The organism is Protofrankia sp. CiP3 (assembly GCF_917627345.1).
Lineage (GTDB): Bacteria > Actinomycetota > Actinomycetes > Frankiales > Frankiaceae > Protofrankia.
Genome location: NZ_CAKJTM010000009.1, coordinates 87,025 through 105,615, shown reverse-complemented (window position 1 = coordinate 105,615; position 18,591 = coordinate 87,025). Strand labels below are relative to the sequence as shown.

Annotated in this window: 16 protein-coding genes; 12 read left to right on the top strand and 4 right to left on the bottom strand. The window is 68.5% G+C overall.

Annotation, left to right across the window (positions count from 1 at the left end; translation table 11 throughout):
- Positions 1 to 563: 563 nt before the first annotated feature.
- From ftsZ to MJ797_RS05680, 6 genes are all read left to right on the top strand, one after another.
- Complete coding sequence (gene ftsZ, locus MJ797_RS05705; protein WP_239332542.1) at positions 564 to 2,084, top strand: cell division protein FtsZ; 1,521 nt, start codon at positions 564 to 566, stop codon at positions 2,082 to 2,084.
- Positions 2,085 to 2,242: 158 nt separating this feature from the next.
- Positions 2,243 to 3,133, top strand: coding sequence for a YggS family pyridoxal phosphate enzyme (locus MJ797_RS05700; RefSeq protein ID WP_239332540.1), 891 nt, complete (start codon positions 2,243 to 2,245; stop codon positions 3,131 to 3,133).
- 10 nt (positions 3,134 to 3,143) lie between these two features.
- Positions 3,144 to 3,689, top strand: a complete 546-nt coding sequence (locus MJ797_RS05695) for a cell division protein SepF (protein WP_239312200.1) — start codon at positions 3,144 to 3,146, stop codon at positions 3,687 to 3,689.
- A gap of 84 nt (positions 3,690 to 3,773) precedes the next feature.
- A complete protein-coding gene (locus MJ797_RS05690) occupies positions 3,774 to 4,028 on the top strand; it encodes a YggT family protein (protein ID WP_239332588.1) in 255 nt (84 codons plus the stop codon).
- A gap of 91 nt (positions 4,029 to 4,119) precedes the next feature.
- On the top strand, positions 4,120 to 5,085 hold the full coding sequence (locus MJ797_RS05685) for a DivIVA domain-containing protein (protein WP_239332538.1): 966 nt from the start codon (positions 4,120 to 4,122) through the stop codon (positions 5,083 to 5,085).
- A 48-nt stretch (positions 5,086 to 5,133) separates the two neighbouring features.
- Entirely contained in the window at positions 5,134 to 5,301 is a 168-nt protein-coding gene (locus tag MJ797_RS05680; RefSeq protein ID WP_239332536.1) for a hypothetical protein, read from the top strand.
- 64 nt (positions 5,302 to 5,365) lie between these two features.
- On the opposite strand, the gene ileS is transcribed toward MJ797_RS05680, so the two are convergent.
- Both ileS and MJ797_RS05670 read right to left on the bottom strand, forming a co-directional pair.
- Positions 5,366 to 8,581 carry an isoleucine--tRNA ligase gene (ileS, locus tag MJ797_RS05675; RefSeq protein WP_374581511.1) on the bottom strand — a complete coding sequence of 1,072 codons (3,216 nt, stop codon included), beginning with the start codon at positions 8,579 to 8,581 and terminating at the stop codon, positions 5,366 to 5,368.
- 353 nt (positions 8,582 to 8,934) lie between these two features.
- On the bottom strand, positions 8,935 to 9,648 hold the full coding sequence (locus MJ797_RS05670; RefSeq protein WP_239332534.1) for a hypothetical protein: 714 nt from the start codon (positions 9,646 to 9,648) through the stop codon (positions 8,935 to 8,937).
- A 463-nt stretch (positions 9,649 to 10,111) separates the two neighbouring features.
- Here MJ797_RS05670 and MJ797_RS05665 point away from each other — a divergent pair, with 463 nt between their 5' ends.
- Positions 10,112 to 10,744, top strand: a complete 633-nt coding sequence (locus MJ797_RS05665; protein WP_239332532.1) for a Panacea domain-containing protein — start codon at positions 10,112 to 10,114, stop codon at positions 10,742 to 10,744.
- On the top strand, positions 10,731 to 11,312 hold the full coding sequence (locus MJ797_RS05660; RefSeq protein ID WP_239332530.1) for a Fic family protein: 582 nt from the start codon (positions 10,731 to 10,733) through the stop codon (positions 11,310 to 11,312). The genes MJ797_RS05665 and MJ797_RS05660 overlap by 14 nt, the downstream gene beginning before the upstream one ends.
- Before the next feature lie 69 nt (positions 11,313 to 11,381).
- Here the strand turns inward: MJ797_RS05660 and MJ797_RS05655 are convergent, their stop codons facing one another.
- The gene (locus tag MJ797_RS05655) at positions 11,382 to 12,953 is read right to left on the bottom strand and encodes a KGGVGR-motif variant AAA ATPase (RefSeq protein WP_239332528.1); all 1,572 of its coding nucleotides are present in this window, start codon (positions 12,951 to 12,953) and stop codon (positions 11,382 to 11,384) included.
- Positions 12,950 to 14,191: a TIR-like protein FxsC gene (locus tag MJ797_RS05650; RefSeq protein WP_239332584.1), complete on the bottom strand. Its 1,242-nt coding sequence runs from the start codon at positions 14,189 to 14,191 to the stop codon at positions 12,950 to 12,952. Before MJ797_RS05650 ends, MJ797_RS05655 begins: the two co-directional genes overlap by 4 nt.
- A gap of 256 nt (positions 14,192 to 14,447) precedes the next feature.
- On the opposite strand from MJ797_RS05650, the gene lspA reads away from it, so the two are divergent.
- The 4 genes from lspA to MJ797_RS05630 are packed head-to-tail and all read left to right on the top strand — an operon-like array spanning position 14,448 to position 18,547.
- Complete coding sequence (gene lspA, locus MJ797_RS05645) at positions 14,448 to 15,062, top strand: signal peptidase II (RefSeq protein WP_308128281.1); 615 nt, start codon at positions 14,448 to 14,450, stop codon at positions 15,060 to 15,062.
- 50 nt (positions 15,063 to 15,112) lie between these two features.
- Complete coding sequence (locus tag MJ797_RS05640; RefSeq protein WP_374581508.1) at positions 15,113 to 16,018, top strand: RluA family pseudouridine synthase; 906 nt, start codon at positions 15,113 to 15,115, stop codon at positions 16,016 to 16,018.
- Positions 16,015 to 17,034 (top strand): hypothetical protein, encoded by a 1,020-nt coding sequence (locus MJ797_RS05635; RefSeq protein ID WP_239332526.1) that lies wholly within the window; start codon positions 16,015 to 16,017, stop codon positions 17,032 to 17,034. The genes MJ797_RS05640 and MJ797_RS05635 overlap by 4 nt, the downstream gene beginning before the upstream one ends.
- Before the next feature lie 31 nt (positions 17,035 to 17,065).
- Complete coding sequence (locus MJ797_RS05630; RefSeq protein WP_239332524.1) at positions 17,066 to 18,547, top strand: hypothetical protein; 1,482 nt, start codon at positions 17,066 to 17,068, stop codon at positions 18,545 to 18,547.
- The last annotated feature ends 44 nt before the right edge of the window (positions 18,548 to 18,591 follow it).

Sequence of the window (18,591 nt, the reverse complement as noted above, 5' to 3'; positions counted from 1 at the left end):
CCGGGCTGGCGGACCTGGCCGGGCCGATGCGCGGAAGCGGAGCTGGCTGGCATCGAGGGCCGGCCGAGCGCGGTCATACCGTGCCTGCGGTCATATCGTGGTTGTGGTCATACCGTGCTTGTGGTCATAGTGTGGTTGCGGTCATAGTCTGGTCATTGCGCGGCCGTCGTTTGTGGTTCGTGTCGGATGCGGGATCTTCCCGTTCGAAAGGGTGGTCACCTCCCGAGGTTGAGACGCGTCAGGGGGTGGCTGGTGGCGCGGCATAGTACTCGGGTTTGCGGGATGGGAGGCGATCGTTTCCCGGGTGCGCAATGATGTGACCCGATGGACGCAAAGGTTCCGGGTGACGCGCCGGGTGCGTCCTTGACCCCCGCGCTGCGCGTCCCTACTGTCCGGTCCACGGTTGGAAGTTGACATAACATTAACCGTCTAGCTGACGGTGAAGGTTGAAGCTCATCAGCCGTTCCCCGCTCCATCCACTCGGCGCCGCCTTCCCCGCTGCACCGGGCGGCTGGGGCATGTCCCCCGTCCGCCCACCGATGCCGCTGGAGGACCGACACCGCATGGCAGCTCCTCAGAACTACCTGGCGGTGATCAAGGTCGTCGGGATTGGCGGTGGCGGCGTCAACGCCGTCAACCGCATGATCGAGGTTGGGCTCAAGGGTGTCGAGTTCATCGCGATCAATACCGACGCCCAAGCCCTGCTGATGAGCGACGCCGACGTCAAGCTCGACGTCGGCCGGGAGCTCACCCGAGGACTCGGCGCGGGCGCCGACCCGGAGGTCGGTCGCCAGGCTGCCGAAGATCATCGCGAGGAGATCGAAGAGGTCCTCAAGGGCGCCGACATGGTGTTCGTGACCGCGGGGGAAGGCGGTGGTACCGGCACCGGCGGCGCGCCGGTGGTGGCCAACGTCGCCCGGTCGCTCGGCGCGTTGACCATCGGTGTCGTCACCCGCCCGTTCACGTTCGAAGGGCGCCGCAGGGCAACCCAGGCGGATTCTGGAATCGACGCCCTGCGTAATGAAGTTGACACGCTCATCGTCATTCCGAACGACCGGCTGTTGGCGATGACGGATCGTGACATCAGTGTGCTGGACGCGTTCCGCAGCGCGGACCAGGTCCTGCTCTCCGGTGTTCAGGGCATTACCGATCTCATTACCACGCCGGGTCTGATCAACCTCGACTTCGCCGATGTCAAGACCGTCATGTCGCATGCGGGCAGCGCGTTGATGGGTATCGGGCGTGCCCGCGGAGACGACCGCGCCATTGTCGCGGCCGAACAGGCCATCGCCTCGCCTCTCCTGGAGGCGAGCATGGACGGCGCTCAAGGGGTGCTGCTGAACATCTCGGGCGGATCTGATCTTGGCCTGTTCGAGATCAATGCCGCGGCCGAGCTGGTGGCGGACGCGGCCCATCCCGAAGCGAACATTATTTTTGGTGCGGTCATCGACGACGCGCTCGGCGACGAGGTCCGCGTGACGGTCATCGCCGCGGGCTTCGACACCGTCCAGGACCGCCGGACTCGTGGCCTGGCGAGCACCCGACGGCCCGGTAACGGTCAGCCGGCGGGGCCCGGGGCCGCCGGTCCGGGCCCCGCCGGAGCCGGTGGGGCACCTGCCGTCACGCCCGGCGCGACCGTGGCGCCGTCCGCCACCACGCCGTCCGCCCCACCGGCGACGGTCGGATCACCGCCGGTCTTCGCGGCGTCCACGCCGCAGCCGCGGCCGGTTTCCGTGGTGACGCAGGCGGCACACACCCCCTCGCCCCAGCCCTCGACGAACCCGCAGCCGACCTATTCCTCGCCGACGGCCTACAGCCCCTCGCCGGCTTTTGCCCCGTCCTCGCCGGGCCAGCCGCGGACGTCCGCTCCCGGGCATGTGACGGATGTGTCCGACGACCGGGACTACGGTCACGACGGGCCCATGTCTCGACGCGACGGTGCCGAGCCCGGCGCCGATGAGGGCTATCCGCCGTATCGGGAGCCGCGGGAGGGCCATCGGCCGAGCTACCCGACGTCGCGGCGGTCGGTCCGGCCGATCACCGAGGATGACGACGAGCTCGACGTCCCCGACTTTCTCAAGTAGTCGGGGACGGTGCCGGCCCGGGTCCGCTTGGCCACGCCCAGGCCGGCCGTGCCCGCTGCTGTCTGTGTCGGTAGCGGCCCTGTGAGCGTCCCTGGCCGGTCCGGCCCGGCGCTGGCGGCGATGTTACCGCCGCCGTCGCCGCCTGGGCGGAGCCAGCCGTGAGCGCCGTTGGTGGGCCACCGCTGGCGGATGCTGGCCGGCGTGCGGAACTGCGGCTCAACCTCGCCGACGTCCGTGACCGGATCGCCGTCGCGTCGGCCGCGGCAGGGCGTGCGGCCGACGAGCTCACCCTTGTCGCGGTGAGCAAGACCTGGCCAGCGGCGGATGTTGTGCTGCTGCGTGAGCTGGGGGTCACCGACTTCGCGGAAAACCGGGAGCAGGAGGCTCGCCCAAAGGCGGCAGCTGTGACGAAACACCTTTTTGACGGTGAGGTTTCGGCCGCGTCGCAGTCGGGCTCGCGCGGCGCCGACCAGTGGATCGATCAGGGGACCGGCCAGGGGACCGAGCGGGGGCGCCGGGTGGGCCAACCGCGCCAGGCCGGCCTGCCGGGCCCGGCGCCCATACCGTTGTCCCCGCCCTGTTGGCATTTCGTCGGTCAGCTCCAGCGCAACAAGGCCCGTTCGGTGACACAGTGGGCGCACTGGGTCCAGTCGGTCGACCGGGCGCCGTTGGTCGCGGCGCTGTCCAGCGCGGCGGTCGCGCACGGTTGCGAGATCGTCGTCTGTCTGCAGGTGTCGCTGGACGGGCACAGCGCCAGCGCCGGTCGAGGCGGCGCGGCGCCAGCGGACATACCCGCCCTCGGCGATCTGGTGGTGGGCAGCCGGGGGCTCGTTCTCGCCGGGGTGATGGGGGTTGCGCCCCGCGGCGCGCCGGCTCGCCCGGCCTTCGCCAGGTTACGTGAGGTTTCGGACGTGCTTCGGCGAGGGCACCCCGATGCGTCGGTGATCAGCGCGGGTATGTCTGGGGACCTTGCGGAGGCGGTGGCCGAAGGCGCGACACACCTTCGCATCGGGACGGCTTTGTTCGGTCAACGGCGTGGTGTCCCTTAGAGTCGCGCCCATGGGTGTCGCGCGCAGGGCGATGGTCTACCTCGGTCTGGCCGAGGAGGACGAAGACTACCTCGAAGACGAGTACGACGATGGCGGTCACGACGCCGGTCATGACGACCGGCGTGACGCCCGTGAGCCCATGCCCGCGGAGCGGTCGGTCCGTCGTATTGATGCACGTGAGGAGCCGCCTGCGATGCCGCGTCGCCCCCCGGTCGAACAACTCCGGCCGACAGGCCCAGTCCCGATGCGCAGGCCGTCCGCGGTCGAGGAGCCGTCGCCCTATCGTATTACCACACTGCAGCCGCGTAGTTACAATGAGGCACGGCAGATCGGGGAGGAGTTTCGCGACGGGACTCCGGTTATCATGAATCTGACTGAGATGGATGACGTCGATGCCAAGCGGCTGGTCGACTTCGCCGCGGGCCTCGTGTTCGGCCTGCGGGGGTCGATCGAGAAGGTCACCAACAAGGTGTTCCTGCTCTCGCCGCATAACGTCGAGGTCACCGAGACCGACAAACGGCGCATCCGTGAGGGTGGCTTCTACAATCAGTCATGATCACGTGTCAACCGTCATCGGACCACGGTCCCCGCAGGCACAGGAGCGTCCGCCATCAGCGCACTTGGTGACGTGATCTCCGCGCTGCTTCTTGTCTATCTGCTGCTGCTGATTGCGCGCGCGGTGATAGATCTTGTGCTCTCGCTGAACCACACCTTCAGACCGGCCGGAGTTCTGGTACTAGTCTTTGAGACTGTGTACACGGTCACGGACCCTCCGTTGAGATTCGTCCGCCGGTTTATTCCTCTTCTGCGGGTTGGCAGTGTTGCATTTGACCTTGGTTTCTTATTGATCTTAATTGTTATCATGGTCTTGCGGAGACTCGCGGATGGGCTGTGACCAAGTCGCGCGCACGGCGAACGCGCACGGCAGACTGCCGCTGGACCGCCCTCTCCGGGGGAGCGGCAATGCCGCATCATGAGGAGGCGACGTGGCTCTGACACCGCAGGACGTGCAGAACAAGGTCTTCAGTCCGACTCGGTTCCGCACCGGGTACAACGAGGACGAGGTCGACTCCTTTCTCGATGATGTCGAGAGTGAGCTCACCAGGCTTCTGGACGAGAACACCGATCTGCGTCGGCAGCTCGACGAGGCACGCCGCGTGGGCGGCGGCGGCCCAGGCGTACCCGCTCAGGTCCTTGAGGAGAACCAGCAGCTGCGCCGGCAGCTGGAGGAGGCGCGGCGCCAGGTGGCGCAGGCCCAGGCACAGGCCGCACAGGCGGTGCAGGCCGCGCAGGCCGCCCGCGAGCGTCCCGTGGCGGCGCAGCCGGCGGCCGCGACCGCGGTGATGCCGGCGGTGCCCGCGTCGGCCCAGGCCCCGGCCCGCACCGGCAACTCCCAACTGGATGCCGAGATCGAACAGCGGGTGGCCCGCACGCTCGTGCTGGCGCAGCGTACGGCGGACGAGGCGCTGCGGGAGGCCCGCAGCGAATCTGACCGTGCGCGCCGCGAGGCCCGGGCGGACGCCGACCGCATCATCGGCGAGGCACGGGCACACGTTGCCGAGCAGCTCGGTGGCCTCGAGGACGACAAGCGCCGGCTGGAGGGCCAGGTCGAGCAGCTGCGTGCCTTCGAGCGCGAATACCGCACACGGCTGCGTGCCTACCTGGAGATGCAGCTACGCGATCTGGACGGTATGCCGACGCAGCCGGCGGTCGGTCCGGGCGGTACCCCGCGCCCGCCGCTCAACCCCGGGTCCGCGCCCCCGCCGCCTCCGACCGGGATCGCCGCCGGCTCACAGCAGCCGGCCGCGAGTCCCGTCGCCGCGTCCGCTTTCCCGCCTGGGCCGCCGCTGGGCGCGGGAGCAGCGATGGCACGGGGAAGCGACAACGGCGGTGTCCGCGGTCCCGACATCGAACCAGCCCGTCGGGACTCCAGCGGGCTACAGGATTTCTAGCCGGCCGAAGAGCGCGCGGACCCTGCTCCGCTGACGTCCCGGGCGCATATGATTACCATCAGTGGGATCTTGGCCCTGCTCTCAGCCGTGCTGCTCGGTATGGGGGTCCTTGGTGACGCCGTGTTCGCCTACGCGTCCCTTGTGGCCGGCCTCGTCTCGGCCGCCCTGTTGCCGGTCGGCGTGCTCCGGCAGGCTCGGCGCTCATCCCGGGAATAGGTCTCCCGAGCCGCGCCGGCCAGCCTGCCGCCGGTCAGCCTGCCGCCGGTCAGCCTGCCGCCGGTCAGCCTGCCGCGCTGGCCGGGCTCAGCCAGAAGGTCAGCCCGAGATCCGGTGCGCTATGCCCGCTCCCCGTGGCTGGTGCGGAGCCACCGCTGTCGGGACCGACAGCCCGCGTGAAGCTCACGGCGAGGACCTCGGCGGCCACGGCGGAGCCGTGCTCCAGCAGGGCCTGCGCCGTAGCCGGCGTGTCCGCCGACCAGCGGATGTCGACGCGGTCGGTGATATCCAGGCCGGAGGTCTTGCGGGCGTCCTGGAGGACCCGCACCACGTCCCGGGCGATGCCGGCGCGCCGCAGCGCGGGAGTGATCTCCAGATCGAGAGCGACGGACAGGCCTGACTCCGATGTCACAGCCCATCCCTCCCGGGGCGTTTCGGTGATGATCAGATCATCGCCGTCGAGGTCGAGCCGCTCCCCGTCCACCTCGACGGTGAGGCGGCCGTGCACGGGCGGGCCGGCGGTCGCGATGGCCGCCGCGACCAGCGGAGTCCGCTTGCCGAACCGGCGGCCCAGCGCCCGGAAGTTCGGCTTCACGGTCACGTCGACCACGTCGGCGGTGGCACCCTCGACGGCGGCGACGTTGAGTTCGTCGGCGATCTGGGCACGCAGGTCCGTGGGCAGCCCGGCGAACTCGGGCGCCGCCACGACCGCGCGTGCCAGCGGCTGGCGCGTGCGCACACCGCTGCTCGCTCTGGCCGCCCGCCCGAGCTCGACGACGCGGCGGACGAGGTCCATCTGGGCCGCCAGCCGCGTGTCCACGAGATCATCCGTGGCCCGCGGCCAGTCGGCCAGGTGGACCGAGTCCGGGGCCTGCGGCCGGACGCCGACGACCAGCTTCGACCACAGCGCGTCGGTCAGGAACGGTGTGAACGGGGCCATCAGCCGGGTCAGGCCGTCCAGGCAGGCGTAGAGGGTGTCCAGGGCGTCCGGATCGGCCTCCCAGAAGCGCCGCCGGGAGCGCCGCACGTACCAGTTGGACAGGTCGTCGATGAAGCGGGCCAGGCATCGGCCGGCACGCAGCGAGTCGAACGCGTCCAGCGCCTCGGTGACCTCCGTGATGGCCGCGTGCAGTTCCGACAGCACCCAGCGGTCGAGCACGGGGCGCGTCCGCGGGTCGGACGCGGGAGCACGGCCTGGTGCCCAGCCGCCGGCATTGGCGTAGAGGACGAAGAACGACGCGGTGTTCCAGTAGGTCAGCAGCACCTTGCGGACGATGTCCTCAAGGGCCTCATGACCGACTCGGCGGTCCGCCCAGGGGGACCCGGCCGCGAGCATCAGCCAGCGCACCGCGTCCGCGCCGTGCCGGTCGAACAGCTCGAACGGGTCCAGCACATTACCGATGTGCTTGCTCATCTTGCGGCCGTCGGCGTCGAGGAGCAGGCCCAGGCACAGCACGGTCTCGTAGGCGGAGCGGTCGAACACCAGCGTCCCCACGGCCATCAGCGTGTAGAACCAGCCGCGGGTCTGGTCGATGGCCTCGCAGATGTACTGCGCCGGGTACTGGCCCTCGAACTGCTCAGCGTTGCGGTGTGGGGCTCCCCACTGGGCGAACGGCATCGCTCCGCTGTCGTACCAGACGTCGATCACTTCCGGTACCCGCCGCGCCACCGCCGCGCAGGCCGGGCAGGCGATCGTCACATCGTCGACGAACGGCCGGTGCGGGTCGAGCGCGGACAGGTCACGCCCGGCCAGGCCGGACAGTTCCAGCAGCGATCCGACGCAGGTCAGGTGGGCCGGATCGGCCGTGCAGCGCCAGACCGGCAGCGGCGTGCCCCAGTAGCGGCTGCGCGACAGCGCCCAGTCGACGTTGCCGCGCAGCCACTCGCCGAACCGCCCGTTCTTGATCCGTTCGGGGTGCCAGTCGGTGCGCTCGTTCTCCGCCAGCAGCCGGTCAGCGATCGCGGTGGTCCGGATGTACCAGGACGGCAGCGGGTAGTAGATCAGCGGCGTGTGGCAGCGCCAGCAGTGCGGATAGCTGTGGGTGTAGTCCTCGGCCCGCCACAGCACCCCGCGCGAGCGCAGATCGTCGATGAGGGCCGCGTCCGCGTCCTTGAAGAACACCCCGCCGACCAGCGGGGTGCCGGCGAGGAACCGGCCGTCCCGGCCCACCGGGTTGACCACGGGCAGGCCGTACGCACGGGCGACGGCGAGGTCTTCGGCGCCGAAGGCCGGGGCCTGGTGCACCAGCCCGGTGCCATCGGTCGTGGTGACGTAGTCGGCGAGCACCACCGCATGCGCGGGCCCGGCGCTGAAATCCGTCATCGGCAGCAGTTCGAACGGCCGGGCGTAGGTCACGCCAGCGAGATCGCTTCCCCGAAGAGTCCGGATGACCTCGGCGTCCGCGCCCACCGCGGAACCGAGCAGCGGCTCGGCCACCAGCACCAGCTCACCGTCGCGCCCGCCAGCCGCCGTCCGGGCGACGACATAGGTGACGTCGGGATGCGCGGCGACCGCGGTGTTGGACACCAGCGTCCATGGGGTGGTCGTCCAGACGAGCAGGCTCACCCCGGCGTCGCTGAGCGGGCCGGAGGTCACCGGGAAGCGGACGTACACCGAGGGATCGACCACGTCGGCGTATCCCTGGGAGACCTCGTGGTCGGACAGGGGGGTCTCGTCGCGCGGGCAGTACGGCGTGACCCGGTGGTCCTCGACGAGCAGGCCCTTGTCAAAGATCTGCTTGAGGGACCACCAGACGCTCTCGATGTAGGGGGTGTCCATCGTCCGGTAGGCGTTGTCCAGATCACACCAGTAGCCCATGCGCTCGGTCATCCGGGAGAAGTCCGCGACGTGGCGCAGCACCGACTCGCGGCAGCGGGCGTTGAACTCGGCGATCCCGAAGGCCTCGATGTCGCTCTTGCTGGTGAAGCCCAGCTCCTTTTCCACGGCGAGCTCCACCGGCAGGCCGTGGCAGTCCCAGCCGGCGCGGCGTGGGACGTGGAAGCCACGCATCGTCCGGTAGCGGGGGAACAGGTCCTTGAAGACCCGGGCTTCGACGTGGTGGGTACCGGGCTTGCCGTTGGCGGTGGGCGGGCCCTCATAGAAGATCCACTGTGGCCCGTCCGCGGTCGCGGCCAGTGAACGCTCGAAGACCTTCAGGTCCTTCCAGCGCTCGAGGACATCACGTTCGAGGGCGGGCAGGTCGACCTGGGTCGGCAGCGCGGGGAAGGCTGGCATCGTGTGAGCGGGCATGTCGTGAGCGGGTGTTCCGTGGCTGGGCATCGTGTGTCTCCGTCGGGGATCAAGCTCCAACGGAGGGACGACACCCCGCGGTACCCGGCATCTCACCGGGGCGCGGTGGTACCGCGGTACCACCCTCCTTGCCGTTCAGGACGCCGGTACGCGGCAGCCTGGACGACCACTCTTCACACGCGGTACCGGATCTACTGAGGGCGGGTGACGCCCTGTTCTTCCGGCAGCTCAGGGGTGATCTTCACGACGCGCTGGCCGCCGGGCTTCCACCGTCCCCGGTTCGCTGGACACCCGTCACCGGTCGTCCCTGGCTGCGCCCGCCGCTACTCGTCCCGTCATCGCCGTCCGCTACGACCAGCGTAGTGGACGGCGGGATCCCACCGTCACCTGCCCGCACTTGTCGGCCGATGGCGACGGCCGGTGTGCTGACTGGTGTGGTGGTTCGTGCCGTCCTGGCCGGGTACCTGCGCGCGGGGGACAGCCCGGCGCCGTGGCCTGCGGGTTGGCCGGCGGATCGACCGGCGGGCCGCGGGCGCGTGGGTGCTTCCGGAGCCACCGCGCAGCGCCCGCACCGGCCAGTAGACGGCGCGGATCAGACCGGTACAGCGCCGCAGCGACAGCCCGAGGGCGCGGGTCCCGAGCGGCCCCCGGTAGCGGTCGACCTTGTGGACGCGGGTGTGGCAGTGGTGGCAGATGGGGACCAGATCCCGGTTGGACTCGTGCCCTGAGCCGGCCCGGAAGTAGTCGACGTGGTGTGCGTGGTAGCCGACGCCGGACGGCCCGTCCTGCCACGGCTTCCCGCAGATGTGGCACGGACGCTTGCCGGTTTCGGCGAGCCACCGCCGCCGTCTGGCCCGCCATTCGGGGCCGCCCACGTACTCGCCGTGGCTGCGGTAACCGTTCAGCCGCAGGGTGATGTGGAAGCGCCCGCGCTCGATCCATCGGTCCACATGCCCGGCGACGCTGAGCGCCACGGCGACGCCCAGGATGATCCCGATCCAGTGCAGTGTCTGGCCGGAGGCCAGCTGCCACCAGCGGTCAGCCGCCCCCTCGACGATGCCCCACGCGGCGCCGAAGACGTTCATCACTCTGCTCACTCGCCGCTCACTCGCTCACCCTGTCCTGGTCCCCGGGAGTCTTCGAACCGAGAGGCGATTATGGCCCGTTCTGTCCACCGACGTGCGCAACCCGCCACCTGGTCGCGGTGGACCGGCCAGCGGAACGCGGTCGTGCGCTGCGTGGCACCCGGATTCGGCGGACCCCGAGGCCGGCGGTCCTGCCAGCCGTAGCGGGCTTGGGAGCGCGTTTGAGATCGTCATTCCGGCTCACCGCGTCCGGGCCGCCCCCTGGCTGCGTTGTCGGCCACACCGATACAACTCATCCGGTATCGCTTCGGCCTTCCGCCTTGCCAGGGGGTGCCTGGACGCGGCTCACTGATCGAAAGCCCGATCTCAAACGCGCTCTGACTGCGACGGATCTGTCGTCATCGCTGCGGACCAGGTACAGTTTGATGAGATTTCGGTCCGACAAAATGCCGGCTGGACGCAACGGAGGTGTGCTTTGACTGTTGCACATTTCGCCGGCGTTAACGGAATCGGTGATGTCGGGGTCGATGACCTTGCTGCCGAGGTTGTGGAACGTGTCGGACCGATGTCGCCGATGAAGCTACAGAAGCTGGTGTATTATGCTCAGGCGTGGCATCTAGCCCGCCACGGGCGCCCACTTTTCCCGGATGAGATCGAGGCATGGCGCCAGGGTCCGGTCGTGCGTCACCTGTACGATCAGCATCGTCGGCGGTATCTGGTAATTTCGTGGCCGTCCGGCAGCGCGGATCGGGTTACCGGACGGGCCGCGGAGACGGTTTCCTGGGTAATTGAGCGGTACGGCGGGTTCACTGCTCATGAACTGTCCGAACTGACGCACACAGACCTCCCCTGGCGTGAGGCCCGCGCCGGGTTGGCCGAGTCGGCGCGTTCCAACCGGTCGATTCTTCCTGAGCTGATGCGGGAGTACTACGGGCGTCAGTACATGACCGTGCCGGACGCGGTGGCCGACGTCGCGGCCAGCACCCGGTTGGAGGGCGTGGAACTGTCCGGGGATGCGTTGGCTGAGCTGGTCGAGGTGGCCAGTGGCCGGCGGTCGGCCGATGATGCGGTGGCGGCGGTGATTGCGTCGCACCGTGGACGGCGCTGACCCATATTGCTGGGCCGATTCTCCCTGCCTGCGTAATCTTCTGGATATCCGGGACGCGGACGAACTCGTCGCGGTCGAAGCGGAGATCGTCGCCATACGTGATGTGGAGCTGCGTCGCGCGGTACTGCCGGGCCTTTACGATCTCGACCATCTTCGGCGGTTTCACCGTGTCCTGTTCGGCGACGTCTATCCGTGGGCCGGTGAGATTCGTGTGGTCGACATCGGGCGGCCCATTCTCTTTGCGCACTGGTCGTTCGTCGCGGACGCCGGAGCCGAGGTGTTCGCCAGGCTGGCCGCGGACGCATATCTTGTCGGCCTGTCACACGGTCGGATGATCGAGTGCGTTGCAAGATATCTCGGCGAGGTGAATGCGTTGCACCCTTTCCGGGAGGGCAACGGCCGTACACAGCGTGCCTTTTTCCGTCAGCTTGCAGCCGCGGCCGGGTGGCGCCTGCGCTGGGACCAGGTGAGCCGGGACGAGAACGACCACGCCTCGGCCCGGAGCCTGGTCGGTGACGACGCGGCCCTGGAAGCCCTCATCGATCGGATCATCGAACCGCTCGGATGAAAGCCGTTCCCATACCCAGGTCGTCACGATCTTGGCGGTCGGGGTGTCCCGGTGACGGGAAAGTCATCGCTACTCCTCCCGCGGTCCACCGGGGAAGGGGGCCGGTATGTAGCGGCCTTGCCCGGAGGGTCTGGGGCCCGAGCTTTTCCGGGTGGGAGGAGGGAAGGACGGAGGCGCAGTGGGTTTTGACCGTCCTGTGTCGGCCGCGCCGATCGCGGCCAGCAGAACCTCCCGGGCCGCGGCTTCATCAAGTCCCCAGAGGTCAATCCCGACGATCTGCGCCAGCATGCCGGGCAGCGCTGTCTCCTCCACCCGGACCGGGATGATCCGAGGGCTGGCCTGGGTTGCATCGTAAAGCCAGGAAATCTGCCATTCAAATAGCGCGGACCGAGATCTGATGGATGCCCGGGAAACGATGGCCAACAAGATGCGGTGTGACGAGCTCATAGCCCGCTCGAGAGCCTCTATCCAGTTGGTTCCAGGACCGAGATCCGTTATCCAGTCGATTCCAGGAACGACATCAATTGTCGAAATTATGACTCGGTATCCAGCTGCCTCGAGCTGCCACGCTAGCCACTCAGCCCAGGCACTGTCCGCCGAACAGTAGCTGATGAGAAAATCCGCCGAAAATTCTTCCGCGGTGGTTCTTAGCTGCCGCTGGAACTGCCGGGCCAGCTGACGGCGTTCACTCTCCTCCAGGGGGACCTGCCGTACGATTTCCTGGTCTGTGAGATAACCTGTCAGCTGTTCACTGGCCGCGAGGATAGTGCCCTGTTGATTAGGGCGGTCGCCTACGGTAGCGAGCGTCTCCTCGTACGCGTAGAGGGTCTTGTATGGAACTTCCACGGCTCCCCAGTAGCGGTCTCGGGCATTTTCATCGAGGCCTTTCAAAAGATGGTCGAGGTGGATGCGTGCCAGGTCGCGGCTTGCCTCCAGCTTGGCGGTTTCGCCGTCCTCGACGCGCATCGGGACCGGCCAGATGGTGATATCTCGCTCACCGCGCTGCCGCCGGACGGACTCCACCACGGCCGCTGTTCCGGCGATACTCTGCGTGCTGAAGGTGAAGCAGGTGACAAGAATGTCGGGTAGCTGGACCGTGCAGATACCGGCGGTGTCGCTGAGACCGGTCCTACTGTCGATCAGGACATAGTCGAACTGCGCGGCCATGCTCTGCTTCATTGCCTCGACAAAAGCGCCGCCGCCGCGCTTGTCGTAGAAGCTGGACCAGTCGAACGAATTGACCTTGGCGCCGTACGCGTCGTCCTGGCGTCCCGCCGGCAGGAGTGAAAGGACACCGCCGGGCTCGAAGCCCCGCAGCGAAACGGTGTGGTTGAGCACATCAGCGTAGGGCTCATGCCAACCGGGCGACGGGTCGCCCTGCGTGTCAAGGGTGGCCAGCGCATAGTCCCAGACCATGTCCATCACACCCGTCGAACCGGCCAGCTCGGGGTCGACGAGGAAGGGATGGAAGTATCTGTGTAGGCCGGGGGCCTCAAGATCCCAGTCGACGACGAGCACCCTGCGGCCGTTGCTCGCGAGGATCCAGGCGATGTTCGCCAACGCCATCGTCCGGCCCGTTCCACCCTTGTACGAGTAGAATGTCACGATTTTCCCCGGCTGGCGGTCGGCAGGCATGCTCATGCACCCACCGTAGGACCCGTGAGCTGGGGCTGACGGATATGATCGCCACTATCGGCGGTCCGGCTGGAGTCGGCTTCGCCGATCAGCAGTTTTTGGAGGTAGACGAGTACCTCAATCAGAGTACGGCGGAACTCGTCCGGAGTGTGTATCGCCCGGTAGAAACTCTGGTCGGGTTTCCGGTTCTTCTTGGGGAAGGCGGCTTTCAGCCCGGAGAGGCAATTCGCCGCGGATACGTCGGTGTTATTCCAGGTAATCATGACCGCGCTGTTGGGGTCGAAACGGCTGTCATAGGTATGAAGGATTTGCATGCGGTCCAGCAGGCTCATGGCACGTGGGTCCACCAGTAACACCACCAGTTCATTGTCTCGGTCCGCGGCATCAAGGCGTTCAACGAGCTGCCTGTCCAGCTTTTCCGGGTAGGGTGTCATCTTCTGGTCGATCGCAATGGCGGCGGCGATGTGGACGAGTGGTTCGGTGTCATGTGGGCGGAAGGGCGACCAGTCCGTCGGACGGGCTCCGTAGTAGGTGTAGGGATCGGAGTCCCGGGCCAGTTCGGGGGCAGTTCCCGATGCGACGATGAAATGCACTTGGTCGGCTCCGGTTGCGTTGCCGGCGTCCCCCGGGCGGACCGCTCCACCCGGTAATCCAGTTTTCTTCGCGAAGGCATTCTTCGTTGCCGCCAGATCCGGCGGCCGGGCCATCGGGGTAAGCGCGTGTTTTTCGGCGGCATCTTTTATTTCCAGAACAATTGCGCCCAGCATCTTGTCGTAGTTGAGTGCCAGAGAGGGGTCTTTTTTGTTTTTTACTATTTTCATGAGGCCGAGATTCATGTATTCATCGTTGAACTCGCGATACTGGATGGCCTGTGCGACGGCGGGTAAGTCGGGCAGGCGCAGGGCGCTCGGTGGCTCCCAGAGAAGTGGGAAGATCAGTGGTGGGAATTTACCGTTCACGGTCTCCATCGCTGCCAAGCGCTCGGAGAAAACCTGCCATTCCCGGCCGCAGAAATCGCTGTTGAAATAGCGTGGTGAGTAGAGTGGTACGAAGACCTGGCAGCGGGCAAGCTCGTTGGCGAGTGTGTCCGCCCAGCGGGTACCGGATCGCATGTCCACGTCCTGAAAGCCGATGGTGCTCGGGTCCAGGGTTGTCTTCCGGGTGAGCTCGTCACGGAGATCGAGGTAGAAGTTGCGTACCCAGCCCCCCACGCCGTCACTATGGGCGTAGCTGAGGAAGAACATGCTCACGGACACGCTCCACTGAAACTTGTGACGGTGGCTGACAGCATCCACCGGAGGCTCGCGCACGGTACAGTTGCCGGTGGTCAGGATCTGGCTCCGGTCAGCATACGAAGCCCGGTCCTGCTGGTTGGAATCGCGCCATCAGGTTCTGCTCACCCGGAGACGGGAAGACGGTCAGCGGCTGGCTGACGGTGGTGGTGCGGTCTGGCCGCGGGGTGATCCGGCCACGGTGTGCCCTGGCCGTAGAGTAGGCCAGGTGCAGGAGACGTCAGCCACCGGTGAGGGTGGGACTGCCGGGTCGCGGGACGGGCCACCAGCTGCGGTGACCGGGGATACGGCGCGGGCGGCCACGCGGTCGGCTCGGGCGGTGGCCACGCTGGTGGGCGCGGGTCTCGTGGTCGTCACCACTGACGCGATCACAAAAATTGTCGCGGTGGCGCATATGTCGGACCGGGCGCCGATCGATCTGATCCCCGGTGTGCTCGACCTTCGGCTCACCCGCAACCCCGGGGCCGCGTTCAGCCTCGCCGGTGGTGCGACCGTGCTGTTCAGCCTGGTGGCCGTCGCGGTCGTCGTGGTCATTGTGCGGACCGCCCGGACCTTGAAGTCCACACCGTGGGCGGTGGTTCTCGGGCTCCTGCTCGGCGGCGCGCTCGGTAACCTCAGCGACCGGGTCTTCCGGGCACCGGCCCCGCTGCGCGGGCATGTTGTGGACTGGATCCACCTGCACCACTGGCCGGTTTTCAACATCGCGGACTCGGCGATCGTGATCGGCGGGATCCTCGCGGTCATCCTCGGGGCGCGGGGTGTCGGCGTCGACGGGCAGCGTACGACGGAAGCACGTGACCTGACCGGTGAAAGCGAGACGTGAGCGGCAGCGGGGGCCCGTTAGTGGGCGGAGGGGACAGACGCGCCCTGCCGGTGCCTGACGGGCTGGACGGCCTGCGGCTGGACGCGGCCATCGCTCGGATGTTCGGGTTATCCCGAACGGCCGCGGCCGCGCTTGTTGATGCCGGCTACGCCAGCGTCAACGGGACGGTGCGAGGCCGGTCCGATCGGGTGACCGGCGGCGCGTGGCTTGACGTCGAACTGCCGGCGGCGCCGCGACCGGTCCAGCTGGAGGCAACCCCGCTGCCCGGCCTGGAGGTGATCCACGACGATGGTGACATCGTCGTGGTGAGCAAGCCGGTGGGCGTGGCCGCCCATCCAGCTCCCGGCTTCGGCGGGCCAACGGTGATCGGCGGCCTCGCCGCCGCTGGTTACAGCATTGCGACCAGCGGCGCTGCCGAACGTCAGGGCATCGTCCACCGCTTGGACGTCGGCACCACGGGAGTCATGGTTGTCGCGAAAAGTGAGCACGCCTACACCGTGTTGAAGCGCGCCTTCCGGGAGCGGGAGGTGGAGAAGATCTATCGTGCTCTGGTGCAGGGACATCCTGATCCGTCCAGTGGCACGGTGGACGCACCGATTGACCGTCATCCGCGCAAGCCGGGCCTTTTCGCTGTGGTTGCGGATGGGAAGCCAAGCGTCACCCACTATGACACCGACGAGGCCTTCCGGGCCGCGTCCCTGCTGTCGGTGCGCCTTGAGACGGGCCGGACACACCAGATCCGCGTGCACATGTCGGCCTTGCGGCATCCCTGCGTCGGTGATCTTTCTTACGGCGCTGACCCGGTTCTCGCCAGCAGGCTTGGGCTGGCCCGGCAGTGGCTGCATGCCGCTCGGCTGTCCTTCGCCCATCCCAGGGACGGGCGGTGGATGACGTTCACCAGTCCTGATCCAGCCGATCTGGCGGGGGCGGTGTCTCTGCTCCGGCAGCAGTCATGATTGCCGTCGGGGGCCAGGCGGTACGGGGCCCGCTGGTTCAGCGCGGGCCTGTCGGGCGCGGGGCGGCGCGGGCTGTGCTGGACCATCTTGACCGCCTGGATGACCGCGCGCTCCCGGTCGTGCTCCGGGCACTTGATGCCGTAGCCGTGCGCGCGATGCACCTCCGCGCTGGGCTGCCGGCCCGCGCTGGGCTGCCGGCTCGGGCGCGGGATATGGTCGTCTCGTTGGGGGCGCGGTCCGGCCGACCAGTACCCGCCGGTGACGGCGATGGTGACGGCGATGCCCTGGCCGGGCAGGCCGCAGCGGAGCCCGTGCGGGCCTGCCCCGACGATGCCGGGATCGCCGCGCGGGTGGGCGGCGCGCGGCGCGTCGCCAGCAGGCTGCCGCTCGAGCGGACCGCACGGATCGTGACGCTGGGGGTGGTCGGCGTCATCGGGGTGAGCGCGGCCGCGGCGCTGTGGCGGGGGCCGGCTGGTGGACGGGCCGATGTCGGGACGGACAGTGTGCGGACGTCCCTGCGCCCGGACGAGTCGATGGACGGTTATCTGGCCGCGGCCCGGGTGCGGCTCGCCGCGCTGGCGCTCGCTCCCGAGCAGCCCGACATCTATGCGGCCGTCAGCTTCCCCGGCTACCGGACACCGGAACAGGCGCACGCTCTGCTCGGCGACTTGCGCACCGTGCGGGTGTTCTTCCGGGTTCCCCCTGACGGGCCGATCCTGGCCGCCGATGTCGGGGACCCGGCTCGTGACATCCCGGCCGCGTTCACGCAGGCCGCCGAGAGCGCGGCGCACCGTGTTGCCACCGCCGCTGACGCTGTCACGCGGGAGCGTGCCGGGGACGAGGCGGTAGCCCTGAGCGGCTCCTGCGCCTGCCTGTACGGGGCGGTTGTGCGGGCCCCGGCCGATCAGCTTGCCCTCCTCGCCGCGATGGCGTCGGTTCGGCTGGTGGACACCGCGCCGCCCGGCACATCCGCACCCGCGCCCACCCTTGTTCCGCTGCGGCCCGAGCAGCGTTGAACCACGTCGAACCGCGTTGAACGGGCGGTGGATGTGGCGGGCATGCCGGGCGCCGTTGGTTGCCGCCGTCCTGCTGACCGACATGTTGGGAGGCGGCGGGGCCGGTGGCGCGTCGGCCGCCCCGGGGACTCCGATCACGCTGGAGCGCGCGGGCCCCGCCCACCCGTTGACGCTGCGCGCACGGACCGGCGGTGAGGGCCTACTGGAGGTCAGCGCCCAGGCACCCGGTGCCGACTGGGCGACCCGGGGCGCCGAGTCCGCGGTGGTGTCGGTGGCGGTGGACGGTCAGCTCGCCACCGACATCGTCGTGCTGTCCGCGCGGGACATCACAAGCCGCGTCCAGCTTGGCTATGTCCATGCCGGTATCCACACGCTCACGCTCGCCTTCGACCCGGCCGCGTCCGCGGCAGCCACCCGGACGGTGACGCTCCGAGTGCTGTCGGCGTCGGTCTCGCCCTCCCCGGAGGCGGCAACACCGGTGTCACCGGCAACAGCGGTGTCCGGCGCGCTCGCGCTGGCACATGCCCCCGTTCTGTACGGACGCTCCCTGCCTGCCGGTGGCGGCCGGTTCCAGAACAGCCACACCGACACCCCGCTCCTGGCCTGGCACACCCGGACAACCGTGCCAGCCGGCACCGTGCCAGCCGGAGCTGTGCCCGTAGAGCCTGGTCACACCATGCTGGAGTACAGCGTCATGTGGAGCAACGAGGACGGCGGCAACGGTGCCGACGCCGCGTCGCAGCAGGCGCTCTGGGGACGGTTGACCGACATCGAGTGGGTCTACCGGGTCGAGGTCGACGCAAACGGGTCCACGGTGCCGGGGAGCGCCTTTTACCAGGGACCGGGCCACGTGGCATTGCCTTTCCACGGGCGTTTCGAGCACGGGCATCCGCTGCTCCAGACGTGTACGACCAACAACATGGTGTGCGACGTGGTTGTCGATGCCGGCATGCGGTTTCTGCTCGCCGCCGACCGCGAACCCGCGCCGGGGCAGGCCCGGGAGCGGATGATGGACGCTTTTCCCTGGACCTATCAGGTCTGTGCCGCCGAGGTACGGCGGGAGGGAAAGATCGAACCGGTGGCGTCGCCGGACACGCCCGCGCTGTCGGACCCGCGTAACTACCTGTACATCGTGATCCGCAAGACCACCACGGGACCGGCCGGCCCGGGTCTCGGCTGGGTCGGCGTGACCGTGGGCGTCCGGCTGCGGGAGAACCCCGGGGTCCTCTACCGGTCAGACCATTTGATCACGGGCTGGTCGCTGCGCCGGGACGGCGCCGTGGCCACCGCGGTTGAACTACCCGCGGGGACACGCCTTGCCGACGTCGCGGCGATCGAAGTGGTGCGAGTGCTGACCGGCGTGCTCGACCTCGGGTCGACGATCACGGTGACCGGGGTGGACCGGGCGTTCATGCTGGGCGCCGACATGATGCCGGCGGGCGGCTCCCTGACCTGGTCCGGCACTGTCACCCTCACGGCCAGCCGCCCGAACGGGGTTCTCCTGCGGCACTGATCAGCCCGGCCAGCGCCGGTCAGTTCTCCGGCAGCGCTGCCGGC